Below are 18201 nucleotides of genomic sequence, written 5' to 3' on the forward strand. Positions count from 1 at the left end.
ATGACCGCCCAACCGCTGCTCGACGTCCAGGATCTCACCGTCGAATTCACCACCCGCCGCGGCATCGTCAAAGCCGTGCAGCACGTCAACATCTCCGTCGCCAAGGGCGAGACGCTCGCCATCGTCGGCGAGTCCGGCTCCGGCAAGTCGGTAACGTCCTACGCGGTGATGCGTATCCTCGACCGCGCCGGCAAGATCGCCGAGGGCTCGGTGATGTTTTCGGGCATCGACGTCAAGGCCGCGACCGAAGACCAGATGCGCGACCTGCGTGGCCGCGAAGTCTCGATGATCTTTCAGAACCCGCGTGCGGCACTCAACCCGATCCGGAAAGTGGGTGACCAGATCGAGGACGTGCTGCGCACCCATGTGCAGCAGGCCCAGGTTGCCGATCGCGGCGAGAAGGCGATCGAGGCGCTCGAGCAGGTCAAGATCGCCCGCCCGCGCGAGCGCTATCACGCCTATCCGTTCGAGCTGTCCGGCGGCATGTGCCAGCGCGTCGTCATCGCGCTCGCGCTCGCCTGCAATCCGCAGCTGCTGATCGCGGACGAGCCGACCACCGGGTTGGATGTCACTACGCAAAAGGCGGTGATGGACCTGATCGTCGAGCTGACCAAGCGCCGCGCGATGTCGACCATCCTGATCACGCACGATCTCGGTTTGGCGGCCGCCTATTGCGACCGCGTCGTCGTGATGGAAAAGGGCCGCGTGGTCGAGACCGCCAAGGCCGCCGACATCTTCGCCAACCCGCAGCACCCCTACACCAAGAAGCTGATGCGCGCGACGCCGCGGCTCGGGGTGTCGTTGCGAGACTTGCTGCCCGAAGAGGAAGCCGTTGCTCCCACGGAGTCTGCTCCAGCGGCCGCAGCAGGCGCACAGGGCCAAAAACCCCTCCTGCTCATCGAAAAGCTGGTCAAGGAATATCCCCGCCAGGGCGCCACCGCGACGCTCGGAAAACTGTTCGGCCGCAAGCCGCCCGTCGAGCCTGATGTGTTCCGCGCGGTCGACGGCATCAGCTTCTCGATCGGCCATGGCGAGAGCGTCGGCCTGGTCGGCGAGTCCGGCTGCGGCAAATCGACCACGTCGATGATGGTGATGCGCCTGCTCGACCAGACCTCCGGCCTGATCCAGTTCGACGGCGAGGACATCGGCGGCATTGCGCCTGCCGCCTTCGCCCGGCTGCCGCAGCGCAGCCGTATCCAGATGGTGTTCCAGGACCCGACCGACAGTCTCAACCCGCGCTTCACCGCCGCGCGCGCGATCGCCGACCCGATCATGCAGCTCGGCGATATCAGGGGGCGTGACGCGCTCCGCGCCCGCTGCGAGGAGCTGGCCACCATGGTCGGTCTGCCGCACAATCTGCTGGATCGCTTTCCGCACCAGCTCTCCGGCGGCCAGAAGGCCCGCGTCGGCATCGCCCGTGCGATTGCGCTGCATCCCAAGCTCGTCATCCTGGACGAGCCGACCGCGGCGCTTGACGTCTCGGTGCAGGCGGTGGTGCTGAACCTGCTCCAGGATCTGAAAGCGCGCCTAGGTATGAGCTATCTGTTCGTCTCGCATGATTTGAATGTAGTGCGCTTGTTGTGCGATCGTGTCATTGTGATGCGGACGGGGCGGATCGTCGAGGAAGGTTCTTCCGAGAAGGTCCTGAGCGATCCGCAGGACGACTACACCAAGGAACTGCTGACGGCGATCCCGCATCCGCCGTTGCAGGTACACTGAGCGATTGTTTGGGAGCGTGATGGCCGAGCCGCTGGACGATTATATCGACGCCGTATCGAAAGCGCTGGCGCTGCCGATCGAGGAGGCCTGGCGGCCCGCGGTCCGCGCCAATCTCGAAGTGTCGCTCCGGCTCGCCCGCCTGGTCGACGAATTCGCGCTGCCGGACGAGACCGAGCCGGCGCCGATCTTCACGGCCTGATGCTGCCATGACCACCAAGCCAGAGATGACGGCCTCGGAGATCGCGAATGCGGTCGCGGGTCGCAAGATGTCCGCGCTCGATGCCACCGAAGTGGCGCTCGCGCGCATCAAGCAACACGACACCATCCTCAATTCCTTCACCGACGTCACCGCCGATCGCGCCCGCGCGAAAGCGCGTGCGATGGATGCCGACATCGCCGCCGGCAAGACCGTCGGCCCGCTCGCCGGCGTGCCCTTCGCTGTGAAGAACCTGTTTGATGTCGCGGGTCTGCCCACGCGAGCCGGCTCGAAGATCAACCGCGATCTCACACCGTCCAGGCGCGACGCGACCTTGATCGAGCGGCTGGAAGCGGCCGGGGCCGTGCTCGTCGGCGCGCTCAACATGGGCGAATACGCCTATGACTTCACCGGCGAGAACATTCACGACGGCCCCTCGCGCAATCCGCATGACACGACGCGGATGACCGGCGGCTCCTCCGGCGGCTCGGGCAGCGCCGTTGGCGGCGCGCTGGTGCCGATCGCGCTCGGCTCGGACACCAATGGCTCGATCCGCGTGCCGTCCTCGTTCTGCGGCATTTTTGGGTTGAAGCCGACCTATGGCCGGCTGTCGCGGGCGCGCTCCTTCCCGTTTGTGGCGAGCCTCGATCATCTCGGCCCGTTCGCACGCTCCGTCACCGATCTCGCGCTCGCCTATGACGCGATGCAGGGCCCGGATGCCGACGACGGCGCCTGCACCGCGCGCGGTCTGGAGCCGACGCTGCCGCTGCTCGCCAATCCGGTCTCGGATTTGCGTATCGCGATCGCCGGCGGGTACTTCCAGAAGAACGTGTTCCCTGAAGCCGTCGAAGCCGTCAGCCGTGTGGCCAAGGCGCTCAACGCGACCAAAGTCGTCGACGTGCCTGAAGCCTCGCGCGCCCGTGCGGCGGCTTATGTCATCACCACCACCGAAGGTGCCTCGCTGCATCTCGATCGTCTGCGCAAGCGCCCGAACGATTTCGATCCCGCCGTGCGCGACCGGCTGATCGCCGGCGCCATGGTGCCCGCACCGCTGGTCGACCGCGCGCAAAAATTCCGCCGCTGGTATCGCGCGCAATTCGCCGAGATCTTTAAGTCAGTGGACGTGCTGATCGCCCCGGCAACGCCCTGCACCGCGCCAAAGTTGGGCCAGGTGAATTTCACTCTCGACGGCGTCGAGCTGCCGGTGCGCGCCAATATCGGCATCCACACCCAGCCGATCTCGTTCATCGGACTGCCGGTGGTGGCAGTGCCGGTGCCGCTCGAGCCGCTGCCGATCGGCGTGCAGATCATTGCTGCGCCCTGGCGCGAGGACATCGCGTTGCGCGTCGCGCACGCATTGGAGCAGATGGGCGTGGTCGCCGCGCCGTCACCAAAAGGATTCTGAGATGGAGATCGATCTCCCCGACGTGATCGCGGAAGTCAAAGCCGCGTTCGAGCGCTATGAGCAGGCCCTGGTCAGCAACGACGTCGCTGTGCTCGGCGAGCTGTTCCGCAACGATCCCCGCACGCTGCGCTACGGCATCGGCGAAAATCTCTACGGCTATGAGGCGATCTCCGGCTTCCGCGCCGGCCGCTCGCCGGTCGGCCTCAACCGCCGCACCGCCAGGACGGTGATCTCCAGCTATGGCCGCGATACGGCTGTCGCCTCCACCCTGTTCTATCGCGACACGGCTCCCGGCAAGGTCGGCCGGCAGATGCAGACCTGGATTCGCTTCCCGGAGGGCTGGCGCGTTGTCGCTGCCCATGTCAGCATCATCGACGAGTCGAAAGAGACCTGACCGTATGACGCTTGACGATTTTCCGCCCGGGACACTGCCGGCCGAGCCGGTGGTGCCGCGCGTCGACCGTGCCTCGCCATCGGTGCAGAAGGTCACGCGCGCCGAGGAGCTGCGTCTTCAGCTTGCCGACGAGATCGTGCGTGGAACTCTCGCGCCCGGCGCGCCGCTGGACGAGACCGATATCGCGCGGCGCTTCAGCGTCTCGCGCACGCCGGTGCGTGAAGCGCTGCGGCAACTGGTCGCGAGCGGCCTGGTCGAGGCGCGACCGCATCGCGGCGCGGTGGTCGCGCAGCCGTCGATCGAGCGGCTGACGAGCATGTTCGAGGCGATGGCGGAGCTGGAGGCGCTGTGTGCCGGCCTTGCCGCCGAGCGCATGTCGGCCGCCGAGCGCCATGGTCTCGAAGCGATCCACGAAGAGCTCCGCGTTCTCAGCTACGCCGGCAATCCCGATCGCTTCCACGAGGTCAACGAGCGTTTTCATAACGCGATCTATGCCGGCTCGCAGAACGGCTACATCGCCGAGATCACGCTGGCGACGCGGGTCCGCGTGCAGCCATTCCGCCGCGCCCAGTTTCGCAATCTCGGCCGATTGGCAAAATCGCAAGCCGAGCACGACCGCGTCGTCGTCGCCATCATGCGCGGCGACAAGCAGGGCGCCGCGGCCGCGATGCGCGCGCATATCGAGCTGGTGCGCGGGGAGTATGAGATTTACGCGGTGTCGGTGTAGCCAACGCTGGGGCTACACCTTCGCTGTCGTCCCGGCGAAGGCCGGGACCCATAACCACAGGGAGTGGTTATGGGTCGAGCTGGTAACTCCGAGTCCTCGCAAAACTATTGCTGCGGCGTATGGGTCCCGGATCGGCGCTCCGCTTCGCTGCGCTTGTCCGGGACGACGGCGTTGTTGGGCTTACGTCGTCGCAGCTTCCTTCGTATATGCGCGCCAGCCGCCATACGCTGTGATATCGCGCGCCTCGCCAAGCACTTCCGGCTCGACGAGAAATCCCTTCACGCTACGGCCATCCGCAAGTCGAACCGTGCCGATCGCCATCGGCGCAGGAATCGCATTCACAAACTTGCCGAACGCCGACGACGACAGCGACCAGATCTCCAGCTCGATCGACGCGCCCTTGCCGGCCTCGACGCGCAGCATGCCGGGCTTTGGCGGCGTGGTTTGAAGCGCAAAGAGCTTGTAGTCCGGTGCGGTCTTGGTCACTTCGATCAAGCGCGCGCTCAGCGCCTTCAATTCGCCGTTGAGCGCCATGCCGGAGAGATGTGCACCGACCACCGCAATCGGAATCTCGTCGGCGCCGCTTGCGGTGAGCTGTGCGGGCGGTGCTTGCGCCACGCTTTTCGCACCAACCGTCAACTTCGTATCGGCATGGAACACGCGGCCGATGCTCGCGAGCAGCGCGTCGCGTCCCGCGGGCGCGAGCAGCGTGATCCCGAACGGAATGCCGTCCGCGCGCATTGCCGCCGGCACGGCAAGACCGCAGAGGTCAAGCAGATTGACGAAATTGGTGTAGGTGCCGAGCCGGCTGTTGAGCTCGATCGGATTGGCCAGCACTTGGGCCGTCGTATAGGCTGTCGGTGCTGTCGGCAGCACCAAGGCGTCGATATTCGCAAACGTTCGCTCGGCGATCTTGCGCAGACCCTGCAGACGATAGAGTGCGGAGAAGGTCTCCGCCGCTGTCAGCCGTGCGCCGGCCGCGGTGATCTCGCGTGTGACCGGATGGATCGAGTCCGGGGCCGAGGCGAGCAGATTTTTGATCACGAGATAACGTTCGGCAACCCAGGGACCTTCATAGAGCAACCGCGCCGTCTCGTAGAACGGCTCGAGGTCGAATTCGACCAGTTCAGCGCCGAGTGCGGTCCAGCGCTTCAAGGCTTCGCCGTAGGCGGCTTCCGCCTTCTTGTCGCCGAAGAAGATCAGCTGCCCGTTGCGCGGCACGCCCAGGCGCAGATTTGCCGGGAAGGGCGTGAGCCCGCCCAGCGGCCGGTCGCGCGAGAACGGATCGGCCTGATCGGGCCCAGTCATCACCGACAGCGCGAGCGCGGCATCATCCACCGTCAGCGCAAACACCGAAATGCAGTCGAGCGTGCGACACGCCGGCACGAGACCTGCGGTCGAGATCATGCCGAGGCTCGGCTTCAGCCCGACGATGTTGTTGAGCATCGCCGGCACGCGGCCGCTGCCGGCCGTGTCGGTGCCGAGTGACAGCGGCACGAGGCCCGCGCCGACGGCGGTGGCTGAGCCCGAGCTCGATCCGCCCGGAATGAGATCGTCACGGATCGAATTCCTGGGAATGCCATAGGGCGAACGCACGCCAACGAGGCCGGTCGCGAACTGGTCGAGATTGGTCTTGCCGATGATGATCGCGCCGGCGGCGCGCAGCCGCTCCACCGCGGTCGAGTCGTGCGCGGGCGTATAGGAGAAAGCCGGGCAGGCCGCCGTGGTCGAAAAGCCCAGCGCGTCGATATTGTCCTTCACGGCGACCGGCACGCCATAGAGTGGCAGGCCGGCGGCATCCTTCGCGGCAAGCTTTTCGGCCTCCGCGATCGCGTCCTTCTCGTCGCGCAGGCTGATGAAGATGGCGGGATCGTTGTGATCGCGAATGCGCTGATAGGTCCGCGCGACCGTCTGCGCCGGCGTCATCGTGCCCGCCCGATGCGCGGCCACGATCGCGGCGATCGTTTCAGGCTGCTCAGCCCCCATTTCAGCCTTCATGGCGATAAAACTCCGGCAACTTGCTTCACCCGGAATGAAGCAAGCGATGTGCCATTGTGTACATTATCCGGGCAGCGCGGCCGCTCCGGATATTATCGAAAGATCAGCAGCTTGTGGGATTTCTCGATGATCGATTGGGCGGCCGTGCCAAGGCCCTGTTGCGGGCATTTGCCCAAATCATGAGCAGTTCGGATCAAGTGAAGCCAGCGAGGATCTGAAGCAGCCGTTCCCGGTTGGCCTTGCCGATCTTGTCCTCGACATGCCGCTCGTGCTCGGCGGCGAGGCGCTTGAATTTGGCCAGCGCCGTCTCGCCTTGGCCAGTAAGATGCAGTGCATGCGAGCGCCGATCCTCTTTCGACTTGATCCGCTTCACCAGCTTGCGCTGCTCGAGGCTGTCGAGCAGATGCACCAGCCGGGCACGCTCGATGCCGAGGCGTTTTGCCACTGCCATCTGCGACAAGCCTGGATTGGCGCCGATCACGGTCAGCACCGAATATTGCGTCGGCCGGATGTCGACGTCGCCGAGCGTCTTGATGAAGTCCTGAAAGATCCAGATCTGGAAGCGCCGCACCGCGTAGCCGGCGTGGCCGACCAGGGCGTCGAGCCCGATATCGTCCGCGTCGATCCGTCGCGCCGCGCCATTGCCGGCGCGTTTGCGGGGGGAAGTCTGGGCTGCGCTGGCTGTCATATCGCGTCTCCTGCCGCGCGAGCTTAGCGCCTCGGGGGTCCTGGCGGAAGATTGTTGTTGACGACAACAATTGTCCTGCCCAACATTATGGCCAAAGCAGCCCGGAACGAGGCTGCGCCGATCCGGAGATCCGGGCGAGGAGGAAACCATGACGTCAGCCACTCGCGATGACGCTTCGAGCCTGTTCGCAGCGCCAAAGACCGTCGCCGAGCATCGCGCCGACGGCAGCATCGTGCTGCGCTCGCCAGATCCCTTGTGCGACAGCGCGCGCTGCGTCGGCGACTGGCTGGAGCATTTTGCGCAGCAGACGCCGGACACAATCTTCCTCGCCGAGCGTGACAGCGCCGATACGCCCTGGGCCACCGTGACTTACGCGGGCGCCCTGCGGCGCGTACGCGCCGCAGCGTCCTGGATCCTGACGCAGGGGCTCAGCGCGGAGCGCCCCGTCGTCATTCTCTCCGACAACAGCATCGACCACGCGCTGCTTGCGCTGGCCGCCCAGCATGTCGGCGTACCCTCGGCCGCGATCTCGCCGGCCTATTCGCTGATGTCCAGGGATTTCGACAAGCTGAAAAGCATGATCGCGCTGCTTGAGCCCGGTGCGATCTACGTTTCCGGCACCAAGCCGTTTGCAGCGGCGCTCGCTGCGATCAATCCGCTGCACAAGGCGCAGATCGTCAGTGGCAACGCTGGCGACGCCGATGCGCTTGCCTTCCGCGATATCGCGGCCACGGCCGAAACGCCGGACGTCGCAAAGGGCTTCGCCGCAGTGACGCCCGATACGATCGCAAAATTCCTGTTCACTTCGGGCTCGACCGGAACGCCCAAGGCGGTCATCAATACCCAGCGCATGCTGACCTCGAGCCAGCAGGCCAAGGCGCAGACCTGGACCTTTCTCGAACAGTCCGACGATCTCGTCATTCTCGACTGGCTGCCCTGGAGCCACACCTTCGGCGCCAACCACAATTTCAACCTCGTGCTGCGCAATGGCGGCTCGCTCTATATCGACGGCGGCAAGCCCGCGCCGGGACTGTTTGCGACGTCGCTGGCCAATCTGAAAAGCGTGATGCCGACGGTCTATTTCAACGTGCCGCGCGGCTTCGACATGCTGATTGCGGCGCTGCGCGGCGATGAGGAACTTTGCCGCCGCTTCTTCGGCGAGGTGAAGTTCGCCTTCTATGCTGGCGCAGCATTGCCGCAGAATCTGTGGGACGCGCTGGAAGAGCTTTCGATTAAGACTGTTGGTCGTGCGATGCCGATGGTCTCGGCCTGGGGCTCGACCGAGACCTCGCCGCTCGCAACCGATTGCCATTTCCTTGCCGAGCGTTCCGGCAATATCGGTGTGCCGATTCCCGGAACAGAGCTGAAGCTCGTTACCTCCGGCGACAAGCTGGAGGTACGGGTACGTGGCCCCAACGTCACGCCGGGCTATTGGAAGGCACCGGAGTTGACCAGGCAGGCCTTTGATGAAGACGGCTTCTATCTTATCGGCGACGCCGTGAAGTTCGCCGATGCCGATCGGCCGGAGCGCGGCTTGTTCTTCGACGGGCGCGTGGCGGAAGATTTCAAGCTCAATTCCGGCACCTGGGTCAGCGTCGGCACGCTGCGCGTCGCCGGCATCGCCGCGCTTGCGCCGTTGGCGCAGGACGTCGTTGTCACCGGTCATGGCGGCGACGAGGTGCGGTTTCTGGTGTTTCCGAACATCGCCGCCTGCCGTGCACATGCCGGCCTGTCTGAGACTGTAGGCGCGAATGATGTGCTCGCGCATGACAAGGTGCGGACAGCGATCGCGCAGGGGCTCTCAAAGCTGAAGCAGCAGGGCGCCAATTCCTCCGGCCACGCCACGCGCGCGCTGCTGCTCGCCGAGCCGCCGTCGGTCGACGGCGGCGAGATCACCGACAAGGGCTACATCAACCAGCGCGCGGTGTTGACGCGGCGTGCCGATGCTGTGGCGCGGTTGAACGATGATGCGTCGGGTGAGTGGATCGGGTGTAGGGCCTAGTTAGCGAAGCCACACTCCGCTGTCATTCCGGGGCGCGCCCCTTGGCGCGAGCCCGGAATCCATTTCACCGCAGGGGTGTTGCACGATGGATTCCAGGTTCGCGCTGCGCGCGCCCCGGAATGACGAGCGGGATACGCCAGCCATTCTGCCGCATTCTCGCGCTCGATTCTTTTGTTGCCGAAGCAACTAATTTGTGCGAACCGTTCCAGACAAGGATGACGGCGGGGAAACCGCTGCGCCTGATCTCGGAGGAAACAATGCTCGGCAGGAAGGGTGCCGCGGGCAAGCGCCGGCGTATGCTCAGGAACGACAGGGGATCGCACCCGGCGCGTGATCCGTCAGGCCTCGCTGCCGCCGGTCACTGCGCCGAGATTTTCGTGCAATCGGCGCAGCAGGTCGATCAGCACCTCGCGCTCGTCCTTGCTCAGACAGGACAGCAGCCGCCGCTCCCGTTCGAACGCCGCGACGATCACTTTGTCATGGGTGGCGCGCCCCTTCGCGGTCAGCGAGATCGAATGGGTGCGGCCGTCGTTCGGATCGGTGCGGATCGACACATGTCCGCGCTTCTCGAGGCCCGCCAGCGTGCGGCTCACCGGGCCCTTGTCGAAGCCGATGACGTGGCAGATGCGCGAGGCGGGAATGCCGGGCTCGATCGCCAGCAGCGACATGATCCGCCACTCCGTAACGTTGACGCCGAACTGCCGTTGATAGAACGCGGTCGCGCTGTTGGAGAGCTTGTTGGCGATGAAGGTGATGAACGCCGGGACGTAACGATCGAGATCGAGCGTCGGCCCGACTTCAGCGGGCGCAGGCTTTTGGCGGGATCTGGTCGAAGGCGGCATATCGGGAATCTGTCTCGCGGCGTGCCCAAAGACCTAAGGGCAAGCGGCGCCCTTTCACAAGATCAAAATGAGGGAGGACCTTCATGAGCGCAACAGGCTCGATCGCAAACGGTGTCCCGCATCTCGATGTCGATCCCTTCGACATGAACTTTTTTGCGGACCCCTATCCGACGCATGAGCTGCTGCGTGAGACGGGCCCGGTCGTCTATCTCGACAGATGGAAGCTCTATGGCGTGGCTCGCTATGCCGAGGTTCATGCGGTCCTGAACGATCCCACGACGTTCTGCTCCAGCCGCGGCGTCGGCCTGTCCGACTTCAAGAAGGAGACGCCGTGGCGGCCGCCGAGCCTGATCCTCGAGGCTGATCCTCCCGAGCACACCCGCACCCGCGCCGTGCTGTCAAAGGTGCTGTCGCCGACCGTGATGAAGGGGCTGCGCGACCGCTTTGCCGCCGCGGCCGAGGAGCGGGTCGACGTGCTGCTTGAAAAGCGCAGCTTCGACGCGATCACGGATCTTGCGGAGGCCTATCCGCTCTCGATCTTCCCAGATGCGCTTGGGTTGAAACCCGAGGGTCGCGATCATCTCATTCCCTATGCGAGTCTGGTGTTCAACGCCTTCGGTCCGCCGAACCAGCTGCGCCAGGACGCGATCGCGCGCTCGGCGCCGCACCAGGCTTATGTCATCGAGCAGTGCCAGCGCGACAACCTGACGCCGGGCGGCATCGGCGCCTGCATCCACGCCCATGTCGACGAGGGGGCTATCACAGCGATGGAGGCGCCGCTGCTGGTACGCTCGCTGCTCTCGGCTGGTCTCGATACCACGGTCAACGGTATCGGCGCCGCCGTCTATTGCCTGGCCCGCTTCCCCGATCAGTGGCAGCGCCTGCGCAGCGATCTTACGCTCGCGCGCAACGCGTTCGAGGAGGCCGTGCGCTTCGAGAGCCCGGTGCAGACCTTCTTCCGGACCACGACGCGCGAAGTCGAACTGTCAGGCGCGACCATCGGCGAGGGCGAGAAAGTGCTGATGTTCCTCGCCGCCGCCAACCGCGATCCCAGGCGCTGGGACAAGCCTGACAGTTACGACATCACGCGCCGGACGTCCGGCCATGTCGGCTACGGCTCGGGCATCCACATGTGCGTCGGCCAGTTGGTGGCGCGGCTCGAAGGCGAGACGATGCTCTCAGCCCTGGCGCGGCGCATCGCGAAGATCGAGATCACCGGCGAGCCGAAGCGCCGCTTCAACAACACGCTGCGCGGGCTCGACAGCCTGCCGGTGACGATCACGCCGGCCTGACGCTGTCGGCGACGAAAACAATAACGGGGAGGGACCAATGAAGAACTTGAAGTGGACGCTCGCGCTCGCGGCGAGCCTGATCGGTGGCGCAGCGAGCGCCGAGATATCTGACAACGTCGTGCGCGTCGGCGTGCTCAACGACATCTCCGGCATTTTTCAGGACACCAATGGCATGGGCTCGGTCGAGGCCGCGCGCATGGCGGCCGAGGATTTCAACGGCGGGGCTAAGGGCATCAAGGTCGAGATCGTTTACGCTGATCACCAGAACAAGGCCGATGTCGGCAACGCCATCGCGCGCAAATGGCTCGACGTCGAAGGTGTCGACGCCATCGTCGACGTGCCGAACTCGGCCGTCGGCCTCTCCGTCAACACGCTGCTGCGCGACAGCCGCATGACGTTCCTGGCGTCGTCGACCGCGAGCGCCGATCTCACCGGCAAGGCCTGTTCGCCGAACACCATCCAGTGGGTCAACGACACCTGGGCGACCGGCAACACCACTGCCGCGGCGATGATGTCGCGCGGCGGCAAGGACTGGTATTTTTTGACGGTCGACTACGCGCTCGGCAAGGGCATCGAGGCGGAGGCGCAGAAATACATCGAGGGCCACGGCGGCAAGGTGCTCGGCTCCTCAAAACATCCGCTCGGCACCTCCGACTTCGCCTCGTTCCTGTTGCAGGCGCAGGGCTCGAAAGCGCAGGTGATCGGCCTTGCCAATGCCGGCGGCGACACCATCAACGCCGTGAAGCAGGCGGCCGAGTTCGGCATCCAGCAGAGCGGCCAGAAGCTCGTCGCATTCCTGCTCTTCATCAACGATGTTCACGGCATGGGCATCAAGGTCGCGCAGGGCCTCCAGCTCATGGAGGCCTTTTACTGGGACATGAATGACGATACCCGTGCCTTCGCAAAGCGCTTCGCGGCGCGGCCCGGCATGAATGGCAAGATGCCGAGCGGCAACCAGGCCGGCGTCTATGCCTCTACACTCGCTTATCTCAATGCGGTCGCCGCGACCGGCAGCGACAATGCCAGGGACGTCGTGCCCGAGATGAAGAAGTTCAAGGGCAAGGACAAGTTGTTCGGCGACACCGCGATCCGCCAGGATGGCCGTGTCGTGCATCCGATGTATCTGTTCGAGGTGAAGAAGCCGGAGGAGTCGAAATATCCGTACGACTATTACAAGCTGGTCTCGACGATTCCCGCGGAGCAGGCGTTTCGCCCGATGGCGGAGGGTGGGTGCGAGCTGGTGAAGTAGGGAGGCGGTTGCTGCGGGTGCCGCTGCACCCTCTCCCCCTGTGGGAGAGGGTGGCTTCGCGCTAGCGAAGCCGGGTGAGGGGTTCTCTCCACGAGCACATCTCTTGCAGTGAATTCGCGGAAGCAACCCCTCATCCGGCGCTTCGCGCCACCTTCTCCCACAAGGGGAGAAGGAAGAAAAACAGTCACCCCACCACCTTGCTGCTTCCCTGCGTGATCAACCGTGCCGCGCGCTGGTCGCGGGCGTAGATCCAGAGCCAGCTGAGCGCCACGCTGAGGCGGTGGCGCAGGCCGATCAGGAAGTAGATGTGGGCGATACCCCAGATCCACCATGCGATGGTGCCGCGCAGCTTGATGCGACCGAAGTCGATCACCGCGAGACGCTTGCCGATCTGCGCGAGGCTACCGGAGTGCTTGTAGCGGAACGCGCCCTTGCTCTCGCCGCGCAGCCGCGCCTTGATGGTTTCGGCGACGTGACGGCCCTGCTGCTTGGCGGCCGGCGCGATGCCGGGTACCGGCTTGCCTTCCCAGGCGTTGATATTGATGGTGTCGCCGATCGCGAAGATTTCGGGATGGCCGGGGATGGTGAGATCGTCTTCGACCTGCACGCGCCCGGCGCGATCGGCCGGTGCGTCCAGCCATTCGGCGGCGGGCGAGGCGCGCACGCCGGCGGCCCAGATCCGGGTCTTGGCCTCGAGCAGCTTGCCGCCGAACACCACGCCCTCACGATTGATCTCGGTCACGGCCTGCCCGAGCACGACCTCGACGCCGATCTTTTCCAGCGAGGCCTGCGCATAGGCCGAGAGGTCCTCGGGAAAGCCTGCGAGCACGCGCGGACCAGCTTCGATCAGAACGACGCGAGCCTTGTGGGTATCGATGTTGCGGAAGTCCGCTGGCAGCGTGTGATGCGCCATCTCGGCGATGGTGCCGGCGAGCTCCACGCCCGTGGGCCCGGCGCCGACGATGACGAAGGTCAGCCGCGCCGCGCGCTTTGCCGGATCGGTCTCGCGCTCGGCGCGCTCGAACGCCACCAGGATGTGGCGGCGCAGCGTGGTCGCATCCTCCAGCGTCTTCAGGCCAGGCGCAAACTGCTCCCACTCGTCATGACCGAAATAGGCGTGGCGCGCGCCGGTCGCGAGCACCAAGGTGTCGTAGGGCACCTCGCTGCCATCATCGATCAGCACGCAACGTCGCTCGGCATCGACGCCGCTCACCGTGGCGAACAGCGTCGTCACTTCGCGGCGGTCGCGCATGAGATGGCGAACCGGCCAGGCGATCTCGCTGGTTGCGAGCGAGGCGGTCGCGACCTGGTAGAGCAGCGGCTGAAACAGATGGTGGTTGCGGCGATCGATCAGCGTGATCTCGACCGGCGCGCCCGCCAGCCGGTGGGTGGTCTCCAGCCCGCCGAAGCCGGCGCCGACGATGACGACGCGATGCGGTGTCGTGGTCATGATGTACCCTCGAATCTCGCTGCTTGATTTCCTCATTAAGTGCGGATTGGGAGCGGCAGTCCAATAGCCGTCATCAATCGGGGAATAGGCCTGATGTATCGATCGGGCGCGAAAAAGCGCCGCAGCCCTAGGCCGGCCTCGGTCGAAGTAAGTAGAATTATATTTCTTGCCATCGACGATTGGGGCGAAATATGGTGCAGGGGCGGGCGCTGAGCCATTGGCGGCGCGACAGATTTTGCGTTCAATAGAGACAGGCCCGGGGCGGCGATCACCTCGTTTCCGGGATCAATAATAAGGAGGGGAGTGGTTATGAAGACAGCATTCTGGCTGGCGGGTGCGGCTGCGCTCGCGCTGGCAGGCCCGGCGTTCGCCGGCGACACCATCAAGATCGGTTTCGTCTCGACGTTCAGCGGCCCGACCGCCGTGATCGGCAACGACATGCGCAACTCGTTCGAGCTCGCGCTGGATCACATGGGCCGCAAGATGGACGGCAAGCCGGTCGAGGTGATCTACGAGGACGACGGCCAGAAGCCCGATGTCGGCAAGCAGAAGACCGAAAAACTGGTGCAGTCCGACAAGGTCGATTTCATCGTCGGCTATATCTGGTCCAACGTGCTGCTGGCGTCGCTGAAGACCGCGGTCGACTCGCAGACCTTCCTGATCTCGGCCAATGCCGGCCCGTCGCAGCTCGCGGGCGAGCTGTGCAGCCCTTACGTGTTCTCGACCTCCTGGCAGAACGACCAGACGCCGGCCGCCATGGGCCTCTACATGAACCAGAAGGGCGTCAAGAGCGTGTTCCTGATCGGGCCGAACTACGCGGCCGGCAAGGACATGCTTGCGGGCGTGAAGAGCACGTTCAAGGGTGAGGTCAAGGGCGAGGAATACACGGTCTGGCCGAGCCAGCTCGACTTCTCCGCGGAGCTCTCCAAGGCGCGCGCCTCAGGGGCCGAGTCGATCTTCGTGTTTTATCCGGGGGCTGCCGGCGTGCAGTTCCTCAACCAATATGCGCAGGCAGGCCTAAAGAGCACGATGCCGCTCTACACCGCCTTCACCGTCGACGAGCTGTCGCTGCCGCTGCAGAAGGAGAATGCGCTCGGCGTTCCCGGCGCGCAGGAATGGGTCAACGACCTCCCCAACGAGCAGAACAAGCGCTTCGTCGCCGATTACCGCAAGAAGTACACCGGATTGCGTCCGACCTATTACGGTGCCCAGGCCTATGACGCGGCCCAGCTCATCAACAGCGCTGTGGTCGCGGTGAAGGGTGACACCAGCAAGAAGGACGCGATGAGGGCCGAGATGGAGAAGGCCAACATCAAGTCGCTGCGCGGCCCGTTCAAATACGGCAAGAACCACATCCCGGTGCAGAGCTTCTACCTGCAGGACGTGGTCAAGGACGGCGAAGGCCAGCTCTCGCTGAAGACCGTGGCGACGATCGTGGAGAACGACCAGGATCGCTTCCACGACAAGTGCGTGATGAAGTAAGTTCCCCCCCTCTCTCCCCCCGCAAGGGGGAGAGAGGCTCTCAGCTCTCTCTTCCGTCATTGCGAGCGCAGCGAAGCAATCCAGAATCCCTCCGCGGAAAGACTCTGGATTGCTTCGTCGCTGCGCTCCTCGTAATGACGACGATCCTACACCCGCGGCATGCTCGCGGGGCGTACCTCCCGGGCCTGCGCCGCGAGCCTGATCCCGGCATTCGCTGCGCCAAATCCCTGGTAGCTTCGTCGCTCAATGATCTCGAAGAAGAAGCGCTCGTCGAAGATGTGGGTGTAGACTTGGAAGAACTCGCCGTCGCCCTCGCGGTCGTAGAGGATGTGGTTGGCCCGAAGTTTTGCCATCACGTCGGGCGCCAGATCGTACTTGGCCTCGATGTCGTCGTAGTAATTGTCAGGGATATCCAGGAAGTCCGCGCCGCGGGCGCGCATCGCGGCGACGGTGGCAAAGATATCCTCGCACGCGAATGCAACGTGCTGCACGCCTGAGCCGAAAAACTCCGAGATGAAGCGCGCCGGCAGCGTGCGGTTGGCGGAGGAGCCGTTGAGCACGAAGCGCAGGCTCTGGTCGCCATTGATGACGGCCTGGCTCTGCACGAGACCCCGGGGGTCGGCGATCTCCATCTGCGGCAGGCGCTTGAGGTCGAGAATGCCGGTGTAGAACAGCAGCCAGGACAGCATCTCGTCATACGGCATCGACTGCGCGATGTGATCGATGGCGAGCAGCGCATCCGCGCTTGCGTCGCTCGCGACCGGCGCAAAGTCCGTGTCCCAGTTCTTGCCGGCCTGGTCGAGGAAATAGAGCAGGCTGCCGCCGACGCCGTGGATCGCGGGGATCTCCAGCTCGCCCGGCCCGACCGGCTGGTAGAAGGTGCGCGCCTTCAGCGTCTCTGCCCGTTGCATGGCAAGGCCTGCATTGTCGACGTCGAGCGCGATGGCGCAAACGCCGGGACCGTGCGTGACATAGTGCGAGTGTGCAAAGCCGTCGCTCTCGGAATTGATCACGAGCTCGACGCTGCCCTGCGACCAGCGCTCCACGGCCTTGCTGCGATGCTTGCCGGTCTTTCGGAAGCCGAGCTGTGAAAACAGATGCGCGAGCTCTCCGGCCTTGGTCTCGTTGACGGCGAACTCGATGAAGCCCGTGCCGCTGCTCCTGGCCTTCGGTGCCAAGGGCTCGCCGACGAGCTTTGGCCAATCCGGGGCGAGCTGGTCCTGCAACAGGATCAGCGAGCGCAGGCCGTCGACCGCGGTCTGCGCCGCCGAGCCGGCGCGGAACTGGTCGTTGAAGATCTCCAGCGACCACGGACCGGAATAGCCGGTCGCCGCGATCGCCTGCATGAACTCGCCGACCGGCAGGTCGCCCTGCCCCGGGAATGAGCGGAAGTGCCGGCTCCACGACAGGATGTCGAGCTCGAGCTTTGGCGCGTCGGCCAGCTGCACGAGAAAGATCTTGTCGCCGGGGATCGAGGCCATCGCCCGCACCGGGAAGCCCGGCGCCAGCGCGTGAAAGCTGTCGAGGATGACGCCGATCGCGGGATGATCGGCGCGGCGCACGATCTCCCAGGCGTCGCGGTAGTCGTTGACGTGGCGGCCCCAGGCCAGCGCCTCGTAGCCGACGCGCAAAGACCGCTTGGCGGCGCGATCGCCCAGCTCGCGAAAATCATCGGCCGCGCGGTCGATACCGCCGAGCGAGTGAGGGGAGACGTTGGAGCAGATCAGCAGCAGATCGGTGCCGAGTTCCTGCATCAGATCGAATTTGCGCTCGGCGCGGGCAAAATTGCGCGAGCGCTGCGGCTCCGGCATGCCCTCGAAATCGCGGAAAGGCTGGAATGCGCAGATCTCGAGATTGAGGTCCTTGCAGAGTTGCGCGACCTCACGCGGGCCGGAACCGAACGACAACAGGTCGTTCTCGAAGATCTCGACCGCGTCGAAGCCGGCCGAGGCGATGGCGCGCAGCTTTTCGTCGAGTGCGCCGGAGAGAGAGACAGTTGCGATCGAGCGCTTGGTCATGCTGCGTTGTCCTCCATGGCGCCGCCGAGGAAAAGCTGGCCGATCCGTGGATCGTTCAGGATGCGCTTTGCGCCGTCGATCATGCGGGTCTGACCGAGCTCGAGCACGATGCCGATATCGGAGATCTCCAGCGCCGAGCGCGCGTTCTGCTCGATCATCAGGATCGTGACGCCGCGGTCGCGCAAGGATTTGAGGATGTCGAACGTCTGCTGCACCATCAGCGGCGACAAGCCGATCGAGGGTTCGTCGATCAGAACGAGCTTCGGTTCGAGCAGCAGCGAGCGGGCGATCTCGAGCTGCTTCTGCTCGCCGCCGGAGAGCGTCGAGGCTTGCTGTGTCGACTTGCGGCGCAGCGCGGGGAACAGGTCGAGTGCGGCCTCGATGCGCGTCGGCAGGTCGATGCCCTTGCCGGCGGCGACGCCGCCGAGCTCGATGTTGTGGCGGACCGACAGTTCCGGAAAGATGTTGCGGCCTTGCGGCACGTAGCAGATGCCGGCGCTGAGCAACGTGCGCTGGCTCAAATTGGTGACGTCGCGGCCGGCAAAATTGACCTTGCCCTCGCGCAGCCTCAACAAGCCAAAGATCGCCTTGAACACGGTCGACTTGCCGGCGCCGTTGGGGCCGATGATCGTGGTGATTGTCCCCGGCGGCACCGAAAATGTCGTGCCGTTCAGGATCGTCATCTTGCCGTAGCCGCCGACAAGGTTGTGAACCGAGAGGATCGGATCGCTCATGGCTC

The 18201-nt window shown here is 64.9% G+C and carries 15 protein-coding genes; 9 read left to right on the plus strand and 6 right to left on the minus strand.

Annotated features, from left to right (window positions below; all coding sequences use genetic code 11):
* From ACLFLU_RS03505 to ACLFLU_RS03525, 5 genes are read left to right on the plus strand one after another with little or no spacing between them, the layout of a single operon-like run.
* Positions 1–1719 (plus strand): dipeptide ABC transporter ATP-binding protein, encoded by a 1719-nt coding sequence (locus ACLFLU_RS03505; protein WP_426410968.1) that lies wholly within the window; start codon positions 1–3, stop codon positions 1717–1719.
* 19 nt (positions 1720–1738) lie between these two features.
* Entirely contained in the window at positions 1739–1918 is a 180-nt protein-coding gene (locus tag ACLFLU_RS03510; protein WP_165637650.1) for a DUF4089 domain-containing protein, read from the plus strand.
* A 7-nt stretch (positions 1919–1925) separates the two neighbouring features.
* A complete protein-coding gene (locus ACLFLU_RS03515; protein ID WP_426410969.1) occupies positions 1926–3320 on the plus strand; it encodes an AtzE family amidohydrolase in 1395 nt (464 codons plus the stop codon).
* 1 nt (position 3321) lies between these two features.
* Positions 3322–3714, plus strand: coding sequence for an oxalurate catabolism protein HpxZ (hpxZ, locus tag ACLFLU_RS03520; protein WP_148777405.1), 393 nt, complete (start codon positions 3322–3324; stop codon positions 3712–3714).
* Between the two features lie 4 nt (positions 3715–3718).
* Positions 3719–4441, plus strand: coding sequence for a GntR family transcriptional regulator (locus ACLFLU_RS03525; protein ID WP_254134995.1), 723 nt, complete (start codon positions 3719–3721; stop codon positions 4439–4441).
* 180 nt (positions 4442–4621) lie between these two features.
* Here the strand turns inward: ACLFLU_RS03525 and atzF are convergent, their stop codons facing one another.
* Positions 4622–6427 carry an allophanate hydrolase gene (atzF, locus tag ACLFLU_RS03530; RefSeq protein WP_426414210.1) on the minus strand — a complete coding sequence of 602 codons (1806 nt, stop codon included), beginning with the start codon at positions 6425–6427 and terminating at the stop codon, positions 4622–4624.
* Between the two features lie 205 nt (positions 6428–6632).
* Positions 6633–7127 (minus strand): MarR family winged helix-turn-helix transcriptional regulator, encoded by a 495-nt coding sequence (locus ACLFLU_RS03535; protein WP_426410970.1) that lies wholly within the window; start codon positions 7125–7127, stop codon positions 6633–6635.
* 148 nt (positions 7128–7275) lie between these two features.
* On the opposite strand from ACLFLU_RS03535, the gene ACLFLU_RS03540 reads away from it, so the two are divergent.
* Entirely contained in the window at positions 7276–9129 is a 1854-nt protein-coding gene (locus ACLFLU_RS03540) for a feruloyl-CoA synthase (protein WP_426410971.1), read from the plus strand.
* A 338-nt stretch (positions 9130–9467) separates the two neighbouring features.
* Here the strand turns inward: ACLFLU_RS03540 and ACLFLU_RS03545 are convergent, their stop codons facing one another.
* Entirely contained in the window at positions 9468–9971 is a 504-nt protein-coding gene (locus ACLFLU_RS03545; protein WP_426410972.1) for a MarR family winged helix-turn-helix transcriptional regulator, read from the minus strand.
* A gap of 83 nt (positions 9972–10054) precedes the next feature.
* Here ACLFLU_RS03545 and ACLFLU_RS03550 point away from each other — a divergent pair, with 83 nt between their 5' ends.
* Together ACLFLU_RS03550 and ACLFLU_RS03555 are read left to right on the plus strand one after the other, a co-directional pair.
* Positions 10055–11263 (plus strand): cytochrome P450, encoded by a 1209-nt coding sequence (locus tag ACLFLU_RS03550; RefSeq protein WP_426410973.1) that lies wholly within the window; start codon positions 10055–10057, stop codon positions 11261–11263.
* 37 nt (positions 11264–11300) lie between these two features.
* A complete protein-coding gene (locus ACLFLU_RS03555) occupies positions 11301–12512 on the plus strand; it encodes an ABC transporter substrate-binding protein (protein WP_426410974.1) in 1212 nt (403 codons plus the stop codon).
* Between the two features lie 184 nt (positions 12513–12696).
* Here ACLFLU_RS03555 and ACLFLU_RS03560 read toward each other — a convergent pair whose 3' ends face one another.
* Positions 12697–13962, minus strand: coding sequence for an NAD(P)/FAD-dependent oxidoreductase (locus tag ACLFLU_RS03560; RefSeq protein WP_426410975.1), 1266 nt, complete (start codon positions 13960–13962; stop codon positions 12697–12699).
* A 309-nt stretch (positions 13963–14271) separates the two neighbouring features.
* Between ACLFLU_RS03560 and ACLFLU_RS03565 the strand changes: the two genes are divergently transcribed.
* Positions 14272–15444: an ABC transporter substrate-binding protein gene (locus ACLFLU_RS03565; protein WP_426410976.1), complete on the plus strand. Its 1173-nt coding sequence runs from the start codon at positions 14272–14274 to the stop codon at positions 15442–15444.
* A 146-nt stretch (positions 15445–15590) separates the two neighbouring features.
* Here ACLFLU_RS03565 and ACLFLU_RS03570 read toward each other — a convergent pair whose 3' ends face one another.
* Together ACLFLU_RS03570 and ACLFLU_RS03575 are read right to left on the minus strand one after the other, a co-directional pair.
* Complete coding sequence (locus ACLFLU_RS03570; RefSeq protein WP_426410977.1) at positions 15591–17462, minus strand: bifunctional sugar phosphate isomerase/epimerase/4-hydroxyphenylpyruvate dioxygenase family protein; 1872 nt, start codon at positions 17460–17462, stop codon at positions 15591–15593.
* The gene (locus tag ACLFLU_RS03575; protein ID WP_426410978.1) at positions 17459–18196 is read right to left on the minus strand and encodes an ABC transporter ATP-binding protein; all 738 of its coding nucleotides are present in this window, start codon (positions 18194–18196) and stop codon (positions 17459–17461) included. The genes ACLFLU_RS03570 and ACLFLU_RS03575 overlap by 4 nt, the downstream gene beginning before the upstream one ends.
* Positions 18197–18201 lie beyond the last annotated feature (5 nt).

The sequence above is a fragment of the Bradyrhizobium ganzhouense genome, from assembly GCF_049949285.1.
In the GTDB taxonomy this organism is placed as follows: Bacteria; Pseudomonadota; Alphaproteobacteria; order Rhizobiales; family Xanthobacteraceae; genus Bradyrhizobium; species Bradyrhizobium ganzhouense.